Source organism: Collinsella aerofaciens, from assembly GCF_039758815.1.
Classification (GTDB): domain Bacteria; phylum Actinomycetota; class Coriobacteriia; order Coriobacteriales; family Coriobacteriaceae; genus Collinsella; species Collinsella aerofaciens_BP.
In genome coordinates this window covers 64,403-80,524 of the sequence record NZ_JBDMSK010000001.1, presented here as the reverse complement: position 1 = coordinate 80,524, position 16,122 = coordinate 64,403, and the positions used below count along the sequence as shown (strand labels likewise).

At 56.8% G+C, this 16,122-nt stretch carries 17 protein-coding genes; 7 read left to right on the top strand and 10 right to left on the bottom strand.

What is annotated here, in order from left to right:
• Positions 1-104: 104 nt before the first annotated feature.
• Genes ABHT90_RS00345 through ABHT90_RS00335 form a run of 3 tightly spaced genes read left to right on the top strand, consistent with a single transcriptional unit; the run spans position 105 to position 2,239 of the window.
• Positions 105-998: a PqqD family protein gene (locus tag ABHT90_RS00345; protein WP_270225118.1), complete on the top strand. Its 894-nt coding sequence runs from the start codon at positions 105-107 to the stop codon at positions 996-998.
• Positions 998-2,044, top strand: coding sequence for a radical SAM/SPASM domain-containing protein (locus ABHT90_RS00340; RefSeq protein ID WP_346981241.1), 1,047 nt, complete (start codon positions 998-1,000; stop codon positions 2,042-2,044). Before ABHT90_RS00345 ends, ABHT90_RS00340 begins: the two co-directional genes overlap by 1 nt.
• Positions 2,045-2,056: 12 nt before the next feature.
• A complete protein-coding gene (locus tag ABHT90_RS00335; RefSeq protein WP_195233559.1) occupies positions 2,057-2,239 on the top strand; it encodes a hypothetical protein in 183 nt (60 codons plus the stop codon).
• A 578-nt stretch (positions 2,240-2,817) separates the two neighbouring features.
• Here the strand turns inward: ABHT90_RS00335 and ABHT90_RS00330 are convergent.
• Both ABHT90_RS00330 and ABHT90_RS00325 read right to left on the bottom strand, forming a co-directional pair.
• Positions 2,818-3,306 (bottom strand): hypothetical protein, encoded by a 489-nt coding sequence (locus ABHT90_RS00330; RefSeq protein ID WP_217750713.1) that lies wholly within the window; start codon positions 3,304-3,306, stop codon positions 2,818-2,820.
• A gap of 494 nt (positions 3,307-3,800) precedes the next feature.
• Positions 3,801-4,427, bottom strand: coding sequence for a DUF1648 domain-containing protein (locus ABHT90_RS00325; protein ID WP_055287380.1), 627 nt, complete (start codon positions 4,425-4,427; stop codon positions 3,801-3,803).
• A 198-nt stretch (positions 4,428-4,625) separates the two neighbouring features.
• On the opposite strand from ABHT90_RS00325, the gene ABHT90_RS00320 reads away from it, so the two are divergent.
• From ABHT90_RS00320 to ABHT90_RS00310, 3 genes are read left to right on the top strand one after another with little or no spacing between them, the layout of a single operon-like run.
• The gene (locus ABHT90_RS00320; RefSeq protein ID WP_195235072.1) at positions 4,626-5,351 is read left to right on the top strand and encodes a DUF5969 family protein; all 726 of its coding nucleotides are present in this window, start codon (positions 4,626-4,628) and stop codon (positions 5,349-5,351) included.
• Positions 5,348-6,427 carry a radical SAM protein gene (locus ABHT90_RS00315; RefSeq protein WP_346981240.1) on the top strand — a complete coding sequence of 360 codons (1,080 nt, stop codon included), beginning with the start codon at positions 5,348-5,350 and terminating at the stop codon, positions 6,425-6,427. Before ABHT90_RS00320 ends, ABHT90_RS00315 begins: the two co-directional genes overlap by 4 nt.
• Complete coding sequence (locus ABHT90_RS00310; protein WP_346981239.1) at positions 6,420-7,757, top strand: methyltransferase; 1,338 nt, start codon at positions 6,420-6,422, stop codon at positions 7,755-7,757. Before ABHT90_RS00315 ends, ABHT90_RS00310 begins: the two co-directional genes overlap by 8 nt.
• Positions 7,758-8,179: 422 nt before the next feature.
• Here the strand turns inward: ABHT90_RS00310 and ABHT90_RS00305 are convergent, their stop codons facing one another.
• From ABHT90_RS00305 to rpsP, 8 genes are read right to left on the bottom strand one after another with little or no spacing between them, the layout of a single operon-like run.
• Positions 8,180-9,055 (bottom strand): pyruvate, water dikinase regulatory protein, encoded by an 876-nt coding sequence (locus ABHT90_RS00305; protein ID WP_346981238.1) that lies wholly within the window; start codon positions 9,053-9,055, stop codon positions 8,180-8,182.
• Between the two features lie 34 nt (positions 9,056-9,089).
• Positions 9,090-11,186 carry a glycine--tRNA ligase subunit beta gene (gene glyS / locus ABHT90_RS00300; protein ID WP_346981237.1) on the bottom strand — a complete coding sequence of 699 codons (2,097 nt, stop codon included), beginning with the start codon at positions 11,184-11,186 and terminating at the stop codon, positions 9,090-9,092.
• Positions 11,187-11,189: 3 nt separating this feature from the next.
• Positions 11,190-12,101 (bottom strand): glycine--tRNA ligase subunit alpha, encoded by a 912-nt coding sequence (locus ABHT90_RS00295; protein ID WP_346981236.1) that lies wholly within the window; start codon positions 12,099-12,101, stop codon positions 11,190-11,192.
• Positions 12,102-12,160: 59 nt separating this feature from the next.
• The gene (gene lepB, locus ABHT90_RS00290; RefSeq protein WP_270225107.1) at positions 12,161-12,724 is read right to left on the bottom strand and encodes a signal peptidase I; all 564 of its coding nucleotides are present in this window, start codon (positions 12,722-12,724) and stop codon (positions 12,161-12,163) included.
• Between the two features lie 2 nt (positions 12,725-12,726).
• Complete coding sequence (gene trmD / locus ABHT90_RS00285) at positions 12,727-13,485, bottom strand: tRNA (guanosine(37)-N1)-methyltransferase TrmD (RefSeq protein WP_346981235.1); 759 nt, start codon at positions 13,483-13,485, stop codon at positions 12,727-12,729.
• Between the two features lie 10 nt (positions 13,486-13,495).
• Positions 13,496-14,017: a ribosome maturation factor RimM gene (rimM, locus tag ABHT90_RS00280; protein ID WP_346981234.1), complete on the bottom strand. Its 522-nt coding sequence runs from the start codon at positions 14,015-14,017 to the stop codon at positions 13,496-13,498.
• 4 nt (positions 14,018-14,021) lie between these two features.
• Complete coding sequence (locus tag ABHT90_RS00275) at positions 14,022-14,267, bottom strand: KH domain-containing protein (protein WP_171021534.1); 246 nt, start codon at positions 14,265-14,267, stop codon at positions 14,022-14,024.
• A 42-nt stretch (positions 14,268-14,309) separates the two neighbouring features.
• Positions 14,310-14,651 carry a 30S ribosomal protein S16 gene (gene rpsP, locus ABHT90_RS00270; protein ID WP_022094749.1) on the bottom strand — a complete coding sequence of 114 codons (342 nt, stop codon included), beginning with the start codon at positions 14,649-14,651 and terminating at the stop codon, positions 14,310-14,312.
• 201 nt (positions 14,652-14,852) lie between these two features.
• Here rpsP and dinB point away from each other — a divergent pair, with 201 nt between their 5' ends.
• Positions 14,853-16,106, top strand: coding sequence for a DNA polymerase IV (gene dinB / locus ABHT90_RS00265; RefSeq protein WP_430393353.1), 1,254 nt, complete (start codon positions 14,853-14,855; stop codon positions 16,104-16,106).
• Positions 16,107-16,122: the final 16 nt, after the last annotated feature.

Sequence of the window (16,122 nt, the reverse complement as noted above, 5' to 3'; positions counted from 1 at the left end):
TGTATATCGATATAAATATATTCTTTTATATATCGTTTCGATTTGTGATATTTTATCGAACGAGTTGCTATTCGAGGAAGATAGGCCACAACCAAAGGAGATCAATGGAATCCGTGAATGTTTGGAGCGCGCAAATCTCATCATTGCCTGGAGTCATCCCTATCCCCCTCGACCCAAGCTACCTTCGCAGTGAACCAAATAACCGCCTGAGCGTCCTAAGCTCAGATGGGAAACAAATCTATACGATCCTCAACAGGGTCGCTAAAGAGATTCTTGACTTATGCGACGGCACCTGCGATTTGCCCAAAATTCTCCGTCTGTTCCAAGAAAAATACCCAGATCAACCGCGCGAGACGCTAGCGCATGACCTGGCCCAAACCCTGCATAGCCTGACCGTAAACTGTCTTATCGTTTGGAAGAAAGAAGGGAGATATATGAACGACCCTTTCGGCTCCGATTACCTAACATCGGTGAATCCCGACGAGCTGCTTATTCTCGCGGACGCGAGCAGGTTTGCTGAAATCGAAGAGGCGGCTGCAAAATCCCTCTCTGCAAAACAGTCCAAAAATGGCAATAGGATCTATTTCTCTGAGTTCGACGTTGAGCCCGAATTGGAGAACTTTCTGGTTCTTCGCCAAAGGCTCTTTTCCTTTACCCATGATTATTTTCTACTCACGAGCCAGTCCGGAGAAATTAATGGATTGATAATATGCGAGCCGGCCACTAATCCCGCCGGCCGCAGCGTCATCATCAAATTTATCTCATGCAGCTCCACGCTGCTTGCCGGTGTGCTCGACCGCCTTGCGGAATACTACGGATCTTCCGCTCCCAAAGCCTACCGCGCGCTCAGAATTGACGCGCCTGATTCCACCCCAATCGCCGAACAACTTGACCATTCCGACCAGCGCCTTGGCTTTTCCTTAGTCGGCACCCTGCCCAATGAGCTCGACTCGGGCGACGTCAAGCTGTTTGTTCGCCCGCTCGATAAGAAGCAATAATGAGCATGCCGGCAATAATCGGAGCGCCCCACAGCGTTGCGCTCGACATTACAAACAAATGCAACCTTCGTTGTCTACACTGCTTCAACAACAGTGGAGAAAACGATGTCGTCGCGAACGAATTATCCGACAACGAAGTCCTCGAACTCGTCGACTCGATTTGTCAAATGCACCCCTTTAGCTTCTGCTTCTGCGGAGGCGAGACCCTCCTGCGAAAGGATCTTGTCATCGAGTCCTTGCGGCGGCTCAGCGCATCTGGCGTCAAATGCAACCTCGTGTCAAACGGTCTGCTCGCAAACTCAAATACTTTGCATGAGCTCGAACGCGCCGGTTTAAACGGCATACAGTTTAGCCTCGATGGCCTACGCGATTCTCACGAACATATGCGAGGACTCTCGGGATTATACGACCGGGTGCTCGACGCCATCGATATCACGCTGAACGAAACCTCACTGCACCTTTCAATTGCCTTTTGTCCGACATCGTTCAATGTCGACGATTTCAAACCAGTTTGCACGATGCTTCGAGACAAGCTGAAATCGTCGGGTAGAACTGGCCGAATTGACCTTAGAGTTCAGCCGCTCATGCTCCTCGGTAGAGCCCGAAGAAACCGCACGATTCGCCCTTCGAATAATCAATACCGTCGGCTAGTCAACACGATCAATGACCTTCGATACGATCCGGACTATCGAGGCTATTTCATGCTTGAGTGGGGCGACCCCATCGACCACTTGGTCAGATTCCCTCAACTGCAAATGCAATTTGACCAAGTGGCCATCCACGCCAATGGCGATATCGTCGCATCCCCCTATATACCTCTCATCATCGGAAACGTTCGCAAACACAGCCTTCAGGAATACTACGATGCCGGAATGGCAACCGTTTGGGATAAGCCCGTTGTTACCGCGTTGGCCAATTGTATGCACTCGATTGACGAGATGGAAGAGATCTCATCGTTGATTGCAGACATCAATATGGACGGCGACCTCTATATCGACCTGATCGACGATGATCTAGGCGACCTGAGCGTCCTGTCACAATTCTAAGGAGATGTTCCCATGTATGAGACCCCAGAAGTAGAGAAGATGGATTCCAAAACCGGCCCCGTTCCCGTTGTGGTCAACTTTGCAGCCGTCGTGGATAACGTAGTCGCAGCCGTCTATGATGCCGTCGTTGCGGCCTACGCATTCTGGTACTCGGCAGACAACGACGGCACCGGGACGAGTGCAGCACAGAACTAGTCGCCGGCTCATCGAGCAATCGCCTCGCCTATCACTGCATGCGATTGACTGCGCAGCCCCAGCCAACGCCCAAAGCGTCTTGAAGAGCTGCTTGTAACATTCGTTCATTCAACAGCGAGATCTCTTCACCATTCTCGGCCGGCCCGACAGATCGACACATCAGTCGGGCCGGCCAGACTTATACAACGCGGCGACTCCGCTCACGCCACCCCCCCGAAACTCACGCTGTCATCACACGGGCAATCAACAGTGAATCCTGTTATGCGACATGGGCAAACGGCCACGTGCGCGATTAAAACGAATTCACTTAACAGACTTCAAGAATGCTTTAGCACCGCAGGATGGCCATACGCGGAGCGCGGCACGCATAAGCCAAAAGCGGCATTAAAAGCCATCCCCTTCCCTGCTGAATGCGCGTCCTAGCCCATCAACCGGTCGGACCATCGCGAAGATGATCCGTGCTTCCATACTGCAATGCGATATCAAGCATCACGAATTGTCCCCGCCCAACGGGGTTCTCCCCTCCGCAGGCGTTTCGGAACCCGCCCCCATCCCAAATTCCCACGCAGCGGCCGCGTTCACCGCCGCCGCGGGGGCCCTAGCTCCCCCGCGGCGCGGGCACGGGCGGCGAGGTCGGATGTGAAAGCCGGACCGCAGAGGTATCGAGCGCACGCGGCCAGGGCCTCGAGGGCGCCTGGCGGGTAGGGAGATCCGAGCATGAGGCAGGACAACGCGCAGGCCCGCAAAAGGTTCACGAGCTCCCCCGCGACGCGGCAGACCCTCGGCTGCCCCTCGTAAAGGATGCAGAAGACACGGTCGAGGTCCGACGGTTCGACCAGGCTGTACCGGCAGTCCGCGTACAGTGCGCAGCCCCTCCCGCGCGGGTCGCCGTCCGAGTCCTCATCCGGCTCATGATGGCGCACCTCGACCCAAAGGCCCTCCAACACATCGTCGAACCCGAAATCGAGCTCCGCCTGGACGCTCTCGCCGAACGCATCGCCCAGGGCGAGCTCCGGCACCTTCGTCACACGGCCGTCCAGCCACTCAATCTCTGTCATCGCGCGCATGGTCCAAGCCCCTTCCGACACGGGATTGTCAGCTCAACCCGACCCTTACCCATACGGACGAACATAACTCGCCAGGGGAAGCCCCTGAAGGCCGTGCGCCACAACATGAGGCCGAATCCGCCCCCGGCTGGACAGGCCAACAACGAAGGAGCACACGGAACCGGCGCGGCGTTACAACCGTCCCGGCAAGCGTGTCACTTGGCCAAGTCATGATGCCGACAAACCCGGAAATGCTCCAACGGAGCGCCGAACGAGGGTAACAATATAAAGCCGTGCAACACGCGTTGGACGACCAGAACAACCCAAACAAAGGCCTGCCGGTCCCACCTTCAAGCCCAATAGCAAAATGTGCATCAGCGGATTTGCAGCGATACAAGTCTCAACCATCACACCGCAGCGCGCCTAGTCCCACTCATCCTACTGCAAATGTCCCAGAACGAGAAAACGACCAGCTTAACATGCCACGCTTTATATCCGCACGCGCGTAATTCAACTCATAAGGACCGGCTATCCCTTACCTGTGACACAATCTCAAACGCACAGAACAGAATCATCAGTCCAATCATCGCATATGAGGCAGCCGAACCTTCAAGCACTATTCCACAAAGAACAATCTCCGCGCCGCCAATAAGAACTGTTATCAGGCGCTCTGCCTTTTTGCTCTCGCCGCTCGCATAAAAAGGCGGCAAAGCGCACAAGATCACATATAGCCCGGGAAGGGAATACAGGATCGATAGTCCAAGCCCCCCATCAACCGCAGTGTTTTGCGTAAGAATCAACTGAACCCAAACGGCAATTATCACTGAGCAGGTTGTCGATAAAAGAAGACTAGAAATATAGCACGCAACAAAGTCCCGTCGCATTCGAACAGAGAAATCCGCGAACTCTCTTCGCCGCGTGGAAACAATAAGGTACACAGAAATTGCAATAGAACCAATCAGAGAAAACAGCGGAACAACCAGCAATTCAAGCTTATTACCCCATCGATCAACCACACCCCCACTCCAATGAGCGGGAATTGTATCAGGGAGGACTGACCAAGCCGCCCATAGAATCAGAAATGGAAGAATAGAGAGGATGAAAGATGATAACACTGCAGTAATTTTTTTTGAGGCTCTCATCGATTCCGCGTCTCCTTGCGCACCCACATTCCACTCCGCCTTAAATCAAGTATAAATAAAAACTTGAATGCAAGTTTGTTTTGATTAGTATGGAAACTATATCCATTTAGTTCTAATTTGTTCGTAGTATCAAATCGATACCGACACTAGCATGACGTAGTCTTTCAAGACAGCTATTCAACATTGGAGGTCACCGCTATGGACAATGTGAACCACCTAAACGAACTCTCAATACAGTCCCAGCTTAGCATCCTTGAAAAACTGGTCGCGGACGCGGAACAATCTACCGACGCAAGACGCGATTTCGAAGCTCAGCCTCGTGCCGTATTCCAGAAATATGGAATTACAGACCTCCAAATCAAAGCGGGAAATCGAAAAGTCTCTCTGTACGAACTGGTGGAGTCAACCGAAAAGGAGGCGCGTGTCCCCGTTGCACGCGCAGTATATCGTCGTATCCAACTTGCATATTATGACGAGGACAACGAAGCTGAGCCGCAAACGATACCTCTCGTAAACGTTGTACTTAATGCAAACGCAGTAACGAACGCAAACATCATTCTGAACGCAAACGGAATGGCAAACGCAAACGCGAATGCTCAAAACAACGCCAACCTTAAGTACGACGTCAACACAATGGGCTATGGATCAGCTATTTTTATGAACAAACCTGATGTTGTTGAACTATCGGAATCGTACAAACAAACTTCTGTTTTCAGGAAATTTGATCAAGAGGGCTTGAGTGCAGCGAGGCAAGCAGCCATGCTTAAAACAGCAATCAAGAATTCCAGCTCCAATACCATCAACCCCGAAGGGGCTTCCAATGGGGTCGCCCGCGGGTATTATCGCTCCGTCGAATTCGAAGTTACTTACTCCGAGAACGAAGGCACCTTGGTAATCACCGACGCCCGTTTGCTCGCGGCATGATTTCCGAAAGCTCGCAGCACGTGCTGTTCCGCAGACCTCGAATGCTGACATTTATAACAACATATAAATGTGGCGCTGTGTGTGATCATTGTCTGATGAGCTGCACTCCGAACAACAGTGGCAGGCTTACTCTTCCCCAAATGCGGCAATTCATCGATAGCTTCGCCGAAGTATGCGTCGGAAGTGGTGTTGTTGTGTTTACGGGCGGAGAATGCACCCTTCTTGGCGATGACCTTCTCGAGGCCATCGCATATGCGAATTCTTTAGGACTCTTTACTCGAATTGTAACGAATGCGTGGTGGGCAAAAAGCGAAAGAGACGCAGAAACGTTCCTCAACGAATTGAAGTCATGTGGCCTTGACGAAATCAATATCAGCTGCGACGACTTTCATGCGGAATATATACCCCTCGAGAATGTGCGCAACCTTTGGAACTCAGCAAAAACAATGGGCTTTCAAACTCTCGGCATTGCGGTCTGCAGAGATAACAACAGTACAATCAGCCCGGCATACCTGTGCAAGTACCTTAATGAAGACATTCCACTCCTGCATCAGTTCGACGATAATACCCAGCCTCCCAGCGCGCCAGCCCGCTTCATCACGGATTCAGGCATCACGCGAATTGGGCGCGCACGAAATCTCAGTCTCAACCAAAATGCGCGACCGCAGGCACGTCTCTTAGCGTCACACTGTTCCGACTGCGGCCGAGACTTCGTTATTTCCCCAAACTGCCATCTTGCACCCTGCTGCGGAATAAATGCAGAGGGAACTTGGCTTTTCGATCTTGGCAAAATCAATCTGACGGATGACATTAATGAACTGCAGCTGCTCCTACTTAATTACATACAATACATAGGACCAGGAGGGCTGCTGAAGCACTTGCGCACGAGCGGAGGCCTTTCTTCATTTGGGCGCTCAAGCTACCTCTCTCAATGCGAGATTTGCGAAGACATCGCCCTCTCGAAAGAGGCACAGGCCTGTCTTGCAAAGCTAGCTCCTAAACTGGCAGCCGACTTGATTGTCGAGACTAAATTCGAGACTACCTTTATCGGAAATGGGTCTGATATACATGATTGAAGTGCTACCCTCTTTAAATTCGCTCTCGAGTAATCCACTCCGTAGATTGGACACTCTTGGAGTAACAGATTTTTTAGACACACTTGACATATCTATAGATCCTTTTGAATGCGCGCATCGCATCTGGGATCAACTTGACAGGGAGCATCAAGAGATCGTCTCCTTCCTGATGCTAGGTGGAGAGATTGATCTCGATTCAGAAGTGGCAAAAAGAAGTCTGCTGAAAGGCACTGTTGAAACCATAGCCTCACTCGGGCTGCTAAGCAAGCACAATGGCAATGCCTCCCTTTCCGGTTTATCTCTAATCCGATATCATGGCATCTGGCTTTTTGCCGATGCGCCATCACCCTCGCCTTTACTATATTTTGGCTCTGATTCAATTGGGCTCGCTCGTCGGCTAAGCCCATCCCCCGGAAAGAATGCCTTAGACCTCTGCTCTGGACCAGGCATCCAGGCACTCATACTGGCAAAATCTGGAATGCACGTCACGGCGATAGATATCAATCCAATCGCCTCAGAAATCTGCCAACTAAACGCACTGGTCAATGGTATTAGCGAAGATTTAACTGTTCTAACCGGAAGTCTCTACAACGCACTAAACAATATCGAAAGCTCTTGCAGCTATGAACTCATTACGGTGAATCCTCCTTTGCTCCCAATCCCAGAAGACGTACCATACCCCTTCGTTGGCGATGGCGGCCCAGATGGCCTCAACATCACAAGCAAGGTTATTCGAGGTGCAGGAGATAAACTCACTGATAGCGGATACCTCTCTGCAATTGGAATGATTGGCCTTGGAACCAACAATCAATCAGCATTTGAACGAATACAGAACGATTTGTTGCAAGCTGGCCTCAATGGCGTCTTGACAATAATCTCGAGCTTTAACCTCGGACCCCAATCTGGCTGGATCGACGGTATCGCATGCACATCTGTTGCACATGCTCCAGGAAAATATTCCAGCAAAGAGGAGGCTGTAAAAACAGATATCGCGCGCATACAAAAAAATCCACTACGACCGCGTCTGCACCTATCACTTGAAGGCGTGGAGGGAGAGACAGCCCTTTCAAAATCCCATCCTAACGATTCAAGACTGCTCCGCAGATGGCAACCCACTTGGCCCCTGGATCCTCTAAAGCATCCGTCATACGAAAGCAGGTCAATAGGCTGCGCGCCACTCTCTGATGACGCGCAGCCTATCTCATTTCCCCCGCGCTTTACCGAGCCCGACTCACACCTCATAGTTGGCACCGGTTTTCAAAATGCAAGATTCCGCATACAAAATCACTTCTTCTGTCTAGGTGGCAGACCTACGATTTTTGTAGTATAAAGTTCCTCTCAATGCCTTCAATCTATTTCGAGATTGAGAAGAACTTGCATCGGGTTTCATAGAAGCGATATAGATGATACGTTTTGTCCTATCTATATTCCGACATACATCAGGATGCCTCGTCTTTATCGTCATTTCAATAGTCGGCTTGGCCCTTTCCCACATTGCCCCCTTTTTGAACGGTAAATTAATTGACTTCCCGCACGTGGACCTCGTGGACAGGCCCCCTTGTGTAGCTGCACCCGAGGCGCCTCCCCGTCGCCCTCCAGCGCCGGGGTTCCCCTCCATCACGAAGAGGTAATCCCCGTCCGGCCTCGCCGTCTCTGCAACGCCGAGCCTCCCGAGCGACTCGAGGAGGGCGGGCTCGTCCCAGGAGATTTGACAATACTATAGAGACACGTCCCAAATTAGCTACTCAGTAGTTACTGCTGCTGGGCGCGGCGGGCGGCTCGGCGGGCCCTTGCTTCCTGGATCTCATCGAGGTGAGCGATGATCTCGGAGGCGCTCTCCTCGATCGCCTTGCCGTCGGTACGCACTACAAAGCAACCCAGGCGCTTCATGAGAGCACGAGCCTCCTCGAGCTCGCTTCGCACGCTCTCGGGCTCGGCATAGGAGCCGGCGACGGCACGGGCATAGTCGTCGCCCAAGCGGCTATCGCGAATCTCAGAAATAACGTCGACGGTCGAAATCAGGCCAAACAACCGCATCGGGTCTACCTCGTAAATCGACTTGGGCGGCTCCATACCGTGCGCCAACGGAACGTTGGCGACCTTGTAGCCCTGATAGGCCAAATACATCGACAGCGGCGTCTTGGATGTGCGCGACACGCCCAGCAGCACGATATCGGCACCCGACAGATCGTCGCAACCACGTCCGTCATCGTGCTCGACAAAGTACTCCATGGCCTCGATGCGGTGGAAATACCGGTCATCGGTCTTATGGATCACACCCGCCACTCCTTTTGGCGGCACGCCGATAAGCGACGACAGCACGGCAAGCGTCGGGCCGATCAGGTCGACCGAGCGAATGTGCAGCATGCCCAAGTAGTCGAGCACGCGAGCACGAAGCGCCGGATCGACAATTGTGTGGAATACGGCGATATCACGATGGTCGGCATCGACTCGCGGGCCCACAAACGACTTGACCTGCTCCACCGAGGTCACCTTAGGCAGACGTAAAACACGAAAAGCCCCTTCATCAAATTGCCCGGACGCCGCAAGCACCACCTCACAAGCGGTATCACCGAGCGAGTCGGAGATAACGATAACGGTGGGACGAGCGGCGACCGGGCAATCCATGCGGGGCTCCTTTTGCGCTTATGCGCAGGCTAGCTTACTTTTTGCGGGCAAGCTCACCGATGTTGGCGATGCCGGAGAAAACGGCCTCGAAGCGGTTGAGCAGCTTAAGGCGATTATCGCGGAGCTGCTCGTCCTTGTCCATGACCATAACCTCGTCAAAGAAACGGTCGATGGGGGCACGCAGGGCGGCAAGGGCGGCAAATGCGGCCGGGTAATCCTCGGTAGCAAGGGCGGCATCGACGGCGGTCTGGGCGCCCTCGGAGGCGTCGGCAAGCGCAAGCTCGACCTCGCCCATCAGGGCGCGGTCGTACTCCGCGCCCAGCTCGGGCTTGGAGATATGCGCCGCGCGGGCGTAGGCGGTTGCCAGGTTGTCGAAGGTCTCGGCGTCGTTCTTGCGGGCCTCGTCGAGGGCGGCGCAGCGGGCGAAGAAGACCGACGGGGCAATGATGTGCACCGCGGAAACGGCGGCAACGGTGTCGGCCGGGATCTTCTCGTCGCGGGCCATGCTCACCAAACGGCCGTGGAAGAAGTCGCGAACCTGCTGGGCGACCTCGGCGGCGTCGAACTCAATGCCCTGCTCGCTATAGAGCTCGAGCGCAAAGTCGATGAGCGACGTGGGGTCGATCGGCAGACGGTCGCGCAGGATGTTGATGATGCCGATGGCGGCACGACGCAGCGCGTACGGGTCGGAAGAGCCGGTCGGGGGCTCGCCGATGGCAAAGATGCCGGCAATGGTATCGAGCTTGTCGGCGCAGGCCACGATGCAGCCAGCGGTGCCCTCGGGCAGCTCGTCACCGGCAAAGCGGGGACGATAGTGATCGCGAATAGCGTGAGCGACCTCTTCGTTCTCCCCCATCGCGATGGCGTAGTAACCGCCCATAACACCCTGCTGGCTCGTGAACTCGACGACAGCGTTGGACACCAGGTCGGCCTTGCACAGGTGAGCGGCGCGGCCGGCATCGGCGGCCAGGTGGGCGCCCAGGTGAGCCTCGCGGGCAATAGCGAGCGCAAGCTGCTCAATACGCTCGGACTTGGCGAGCACGCTGCCGAGCTTCTCCTGGAAGGCGACCTTGGCCAGACGCTCACGGAACTCGTCGAGGGAGATCTTCAGATCCTCCTCGTAGAAGAACTTGGCGTCATCCAGGCGGGCGCGCACGACGCGCTCGTTGCCGTCGATCACGCGCTCGGCGTTCTCGGGCTTGCTGTTGGAGACGATCACGAACTCACGCGTCAGCTTGCCCTCGCCGTCATAGATCGGGAAGTAGCGCTGGTTGGTGAGCATAGACTCGCAGATGATCTCGTGCGGGACCTTGAGGAACTCCTCGTCGAAGGTACCGACAAGCACCGTCGGCCACTCGCAGAGGTTGATGACCTCCTCAAAGACCTTCTTGGGCGTATCGACGTGGCAGCCGGGGCGCGCAGCCTCGACCTCGGCGATGCCGGCAAGGATGGCCTCGCGACGGCGCTCGGCAGAAAGCACGCCGGCGTCCTCGAGCACCTGCTCGTAGACGGCGGGGCTGGCAACCACATGGTCACCAGAGCCAAGTACGCGATGACCACGCGTGGTGTTGCCACTCGTCACGTCGGCAAACGACACGGGAACAACATCCTCGCCCAAAAGGCAGCAGATCCAACGGACCGGACGAACAAACGTAGCGTGCTCGTGGCCCCAGCGCTGGCTGCGGTAGTTGGGCCACTGCAGGCCGGCGATGGTCTTCTCGCACAGGGCCGTCAGGATCGGGGTAGCCGGGGCGGAAGGAATGTTCTTCTCGGCAAAGACGTACTCACGGCCGTCGGTGTCCTCGCGACGGACCAGATCCTCGGCAGCCACACCGCACTTGCGGGCGAAGCCCTGGGCGGCCTTGGTGGCGTTTCCGTCGGCATCGAAAGCGATGTTGGCCGCGGGGCCACGCTTGACCTCGTGAACCTCATCGGTCGCGGTAGCGACGTCGGCAACGAGCGCAGCCAGGCGACGCGGGCTCGAGATCACGCGGACCTCGCCGTGGGCCAGACCGGACTCGTCGAGACCCTTGGCGATCATGGTGCCAAGCTGCTTGACGGCATTGTTCAGCGGTGCAGAGGGCATTTCCTCCGTACCGATCTCAAACAGGAAATCCTTAGCGTCTGCCATGGCCTACGCCACCTCGCCTTCCTGATCGGCATTCTCGTTGATTCCGGCGACCTCGGCCATATAGGCCTCGCAGCACGCCTTGGCGACGGCGCGGACGCGCAGGATGTAGTTGGCGCGCTCGACTGCGGACAGCGCACCGCGGGCATCGAGCAGGTTGAAGGCATGGCTGCACTTCATGACGCAGTCATATGCCGGCAGCGGCAGCTTGCGCTCCAGGCAGGAGTGGCACTCGGCCTCGTAGTCGTCAAACTTCTGACGCATCATCTCGACGTTGGCGACCTCAAAGTTGTAAGCGCTGAACTCGCGCTCGTTCTCCAGGAACACGTCGCCGTAGGTCATGGGCGTACCGTCGGGCAGGTAGCTCCACACCAGGTCGTAGACAGAGTTGACGCCCTGGGCGTACATGGCGATGCGCTCCAGGCCATAGGTGATCTCAACGGGCACGGGGTCGACCTCGATGCCGCCCACCTGCTGGAAGTACGTAAACTGCGTGACCTCCATGCCATTGAGCCAGACCTCCCAGCCAAGGCCCCAGGCGCCGAGCGTCGGGCTCTCCCAGTCGTCCTCGACAAAGCGGACGTCATGGTCGTTGGGGTCCAGGCCAATGGCGGCCAGCGAACCCAGGTAAAGCTCCTGGGCGTTGACCGGCGAGGGCTTGATGAGCACCTGGAACTGATAGTAGTGCTGCATGCGGTTGGGGTTCTCGCCATAGCGGCCGTCGGCGGGACGGCGGCAGGGCTGCGCATAGCAGGTGCGCCACTCGGCGGGACCGAGCGAGCGCAGCGTGGTCGCGGTATGGAAGGTACCGGCACCGACCTCGGAGTCATAGGGCTGCATAATGACGTAGCCCTGCTCGCCCCAGTACTGCTGGAGGCGCAGGATGATGTCTTGGAAGGAAAGCGATGAAGCGTTCATGCCTCTAATATCCCCTCGTCGAAACGATTACACGGTTAGGTACTGTACTATAGCGGTTTTTAATCGATAGCGCCGATACGGTTGAGCGGCCAGTAGCGCACAAGCGCCACGGCAATCAAGTCGGAGCGGTCGACCGGGCCAAAGTAGCGGGAGTCAGCAGAGTTCTCGCGGTTGTCGCCCATCACCCACACACAGTCGTCAGGGACGGTGTAGGGATAGCTCACCTGAGCGCCGGGGGCTTGGACCGAAAGCGGCCAGCTCATGCCAGTCGTATAGTCCTCGTCGAGCGCCTGGCCATCGACGACGACCTTGCCGTCCTGCAGGTCGACCGTCTGGCCGGCCGTGGCGATGACGCGCTTGACAAGAACATCGTGCTCAGAGGTGCCGTCGGGGTTGTGGAACACCACGATATCGCCTTGCTTGACGGGCTGTCCGAGTTCGAGCGTCACCTTCTGCGCCAGAATCTGGTCTCCGATCTCGATCGTGGACTCCATGGAACCGGTAGGCACCACAAAGGGTTCGACCACAAACGAGCGAATCAAGAAGGTGGCGACCAGCGCGATTGCGACAACCACGACCCACTCAAACGCACCCTTTAGCACGGAATGCTGCGATGGAACCATTCTCACTCCTCGCTCTGCGAAAACGAAGCGTCCAGGATCTCCTGCGCGTACGCGCGCTCATTGGGCGTAAGACGTGCCGTCTCGATAAGATCGGGACGCCAACGACAGGTACGCTCGATGGCATTCTTGCGGCGCCAGGCATCGACCTTGGCATGATCGCCGCTCACGAGCACTGGAGGCACGCCCTCGCCGTTAAACTCGGCGGGACGGGTGTACTGCGCGTACTCGAGCAGGCCGCCGTCCTCGGCGGTCGAGAACGACTCGTCCACGTTGCTCATCTCGTCGCCCAAGGCTCCGGGAATGAGCCGTACGACGGCATCGGCAACGACCATAGCGGGAAGCTCGCCGCCCGTGAGCACGTAGTCGCCGATCGACAGACGCTCATCGGCATACGCATACGCGCGCTCGTCGACGCCCTCGTAGCGACTGCACACAAACAGCAGGCGCTCACTTTTGAGCAGGCGCTCGGCCACACGCTGCGTAAAGGGCTCGCCACAGGGGGTGAAGAACACTACGGTGGGCTTGGGACCCTCGGAGCTGATGGCCTCGATGGCCTCGGCAATAGGCTCGACCTTCATGAGCATGCCCTGCCCGCCGCCGTACGGCTCGTCATCGACGGTACGATGGCGGTCGTGCGTCCAGTCGCGCAGGTTATACGCCTTAAAATCAAAAAGGCCGGCCTTGCGGGCGCGGCCCAAGATCGATGTGGACATGACGGGCTCAAACATCTCGGGAAAGACCGAAAGGGTCTCGATCAGCATGTTGTCCTCCCTACTTGTCCATATCGATCAGGCCGTCCATAACGTGGACGGAAATTGTTCCTGTGTCGGGAAGATCGAGCACGACCTGCTCGATCACGGGAATCAGTACCTCGCCATACCGATCGCCCTCAACAACCCAAACATCGTTAGCGGGCGTCGACATGATCTCGACGATCGTGCCGAGTAAACCGAAGCGCTCGTCGACCACCTCGCGACCCATCAGGTCGGTATAGGCAGCGTCGAGCGAATCGAGCTCAAAGTCGTCACGATTTGCCAGCACGTAGCATCCCGTGATGCCCTCGGCGGCTGTCAAGTCGTCAATGCCCTCAAACGAGGCCAGATCGCCATCGCCCGTATCGGTGACGGACACGACCGTGCAAAAGCGGTCGCGCTTGAGCGCCGGCGGCGTCAGGGCGACGCGCATACCCGGCTCTAATACAGAAGGAAGCCCCCGCAGCGGCTGCGCAAGGACCTCCCCCTTCCTTCCGTGCGGCTTGACCACACGGGCGATGTTTTTGTACTGGGACCTCAAGGTCCTAGCCCAGAACCTCTACCTCGACTGCAGTGTCGAGGCGAGCGGCCAGTGCACGGGCGAGCGTGCGAATGGCCTTGATGGTACGGCCACGACGGCCGATGACCTTAGCGACGTCATCCTCGGCAACCGAAACCTCAATCGTGGAGGCGTCGTCACCATCGATGACCTCAAGGCTCACGGAATCCGGGTCGTCGACGATCTGAACAACGAGATATTCGACGAGATCGGCGATGCGATCTGAGAGCATTGCCTCACCCTCGAGCTGTGCAGCGTCAACCTCAGGCACGATTTACTCCTCGGCGCCCTCAGCGGCCTCAGCGGCAGCCTTAGCGGCCTCGGCCTCTTTGGCGAGCTGCTTCTTGGACTTCTTGACGACGGTCTCGGTCTTCTCGCCCTCGTTGGCGGCCTTGACCAGAGCAGCGACAGCGTCGGTGAGCTGAGCGCCCTTGGACTGCCAGTCGGCGATCTTCTCGAGGTCGAGGTTGATGGTCTTGGGGGCGGTCATCGGGTTGTAGCGGCCAACCTCCTCGATGATACGACCGTCACGCGGGGCGCGGGAATCGGCGACGACGACACGGTAGTACGGACGCTTCTTAGCGCCGTGACGAGCAAGGCGAATCTTGACTGCCAAAGGAAACTCCTCCAACCAAGCAGCTTTAGGCTGCAACTACAAACAAACAGTTGAACATAATACGCCATCGACGCGGGCAGGTGAAGTCCGTGAGACCAACTTCTTCGGTGTAGTCGAGGGCAAATCCATATCTTAGACAAGAATTCGGGATTTGCAAGCACATACACGCACCCCACATGAGCTGCGCGGTATACTCATGACATGGAAAGACGCGAACATACATACGGTTATGAGGATGCCATGGGCGTCACGCCGCCTCCCTGGACGGGTCCGGCGGTGGGCCTCATGGACCTCGATGCGTTTTTTGCGAGCGTGGAGATGCTCGACCATCCCGAATGGCGCGGAAAGCCGCTCATCGTGGGCGGAGACGCCGATTCGCGTGGCGTCGTGTCCACGTGTTCATATGAGGCACGTCGCTTTGGCGTGCACTCTGCCATGGCCTCGGCCGAGGCGCGGCGCTTGTGCCCGCAAGCCATTTGGACGCACGGGCACTTTGATCGCTACCGCGAGGTGAGCACGCAGGTCATGGCGATTCTCGCCGACGAGACCCCGCGCGTTGAGCGCGTATCCATCGACGAAGCCTTTATCGATATCACACCGGGTCGCTTTGCGCCCGAAGACCCGCTGCTGGTTGCGCGGCGTATAAGCGACCGCGTGGCAACGCTGGGAGTAACGTGCTCCATTGGCGTGGGCTGCAACAAGACGGTCGCAAAGATCGCAAGCGAGCGGGATAAGCCGTTTGGACTGACCATCGTGCGCCCCGGAACCGAGCAGCGCTTTTTGGCCGCGCTGCCGGTATCTGCCATGAGCGGCATAGGGCGCTCGGCCGAGGAGCGACTGCGCCGCATGCGCATCTACACCCTCGGCGAGCTTTCGCGCGCGCCTGAGTCCACACTGGCCTCTATTTTTGGCGTCAACGGCGAACGCATGCGCCAGCGTGCGCTGGGACTCGAAATCTCTGAAGTCACGAGTCTCGATGAAGAGCGCGAGGTCAAGTCTGTCAGCAATGAACGCACCTTTGCTAAAGATTTGACTGAGCGTGGGGATATTGAGGCGGCGATTGCGCTGTTGGGCGAGTCGGTGGGACGCCGCCTGCGCCGCCAGGGACTAACGGGCGCCACGGTGACGCTCAAGCTCAAGTATTCGTATGGAAGCGGGCGTACGGCACAGCGCCGGCTGCCTCATCCAACCGACGATGAGAACATCTTCGTGGCGGTTGCACTCGAACTGCTCGACAACATCTGGCAAGAAGGCATGTATGTTCGCTTAGCCGGCATCGGCATGAGCGACTTCGACCACCAAGGCGGCATCCAGACCGACCTGTTCTGCGAGATCGATGACCGCGGAGCCCAATCCAGCGACCGCCGCGACCTCTCCGTCGCCATCGACGCCGTCCGAGACAAATTCGGCGACACCGCCCTATCCTTCGGCCGCCAATCCCGCTTCAACGATTAACCGCCTTAAGGCAAAA

What these genes read in the sequence shown, in the direction of transcription:
- ABHT90_RS00320 (WP_195235072.1), top strand. Translation starts at nt 4,626, where the DNA reads ATGGACAATGTGAACCACCTAAACGAACTCTCAATACAGTCCCAGCTT.
- ABHT90_RS00305 (WP_346981238.1), bottom strand. Translation starts at nt 9,055, where the DNA reads ATGGATTGCCCGGTCGCCGCTCGTCCCACCGTTATCGTTATCTCCGAC.
- glyS (WP_346981237.1), bottom strand. Translation starts at nt 11,186, where the DNA reads ATGGCAGACGCTAAGGATTTCCTGTTTGAGATCGGTACGGAGGAAATG.
- trmD (WP_346981235.1), bottom strand. Translation starts at nt 13,485, where the DNA reads ATGCTGATCGAGACCCTTTCGGTCTTTCCCGAGATGTTTGAGCCCGTC.
- ABHT90_RS00335 (WP_195233559.1), top strand. Translation starts at nt 2,057, where the DNA reads ATGTATGAGACCCCAGAAGTAGAGAAGATGGATTCCAAAACCGGCCCC.
- ABHT90_RS00295 (WP_346981236.1), bottom strand. Translation starts at nt 12,101, where the DNA reads ATGAACGCTTCATCGCTTTCCTTCCAAGACATCATCCTGCGCCTCCAG.
- ABHT90_RS00345 (WP_270225118.1), top strand. Translation starts at nt 105, where the DNA reads ATGGAATCCGTGAATGTTTGGAGCGCGCAAATCTCATCATTGCCTGGA.
- ABHT90_RS00325 (WP_055287380.1), bottom strand. Translation starts at nt 4,427, where the DNA reads ATGAGAGCCTCAAAAAAAATTACTGCAGTGTTATCATCTTTCATCCTC.
- lepB (WP_270225107.1), bottom strand. Translation starts at nt 12,724, where the DNA reads ATGGTTCCATCGCAGCATTCCGTGCTAAAGGGTGCGTTTGAGTGGGTC.
- ABHT90_RS00340 (WP_346981241.1), top strand. Translation starts at nt 998, where the DNA reads ATGAGCATGCCGGCAATAATCGGAGCGCCCCACAGCGTTGCGCTCGAC.
- dinB (WP_430393353.1), top strand. Translation starts at nt 14,853, where the DNA reads ATGGAAAGACGCGAACATACATACGGTTATGAGGATGCCATGGGCGTC.
- ABHT90_RS00310 (WP_346981239.1), top strand. Translation starts at nt 6,420, where the DNA reads ATGATTGAAGTGCTACCCTCTTTAAATTCGCTCTCGAGTAATCCACTC.
- ABHT90_RS00330 (WP_217750713.1), bottom strand. Translation starts at nt 3,306, where the DNA reads ATGCGCGCGATGACAGAGATTGAGTGGCTGGACGGCCGTGTGACGAAG.
- ABHT90_RS00275 (WP_171021534.1), bottom strand. Translation starts at nt 14,267, where the DNA reads ATGCTCTCAGATCGCATCGCCGATCTCGTCGAATATCTCGTTGTTCAG.
- ABHT90_RS00315 (WP_346981240.1), top strand. Translation starts at nt 5,348, where the DNA reads ATGATTTCCGAAAGCTCGCAGCACGTGCTGTTCCGCAGACCTCGAATG.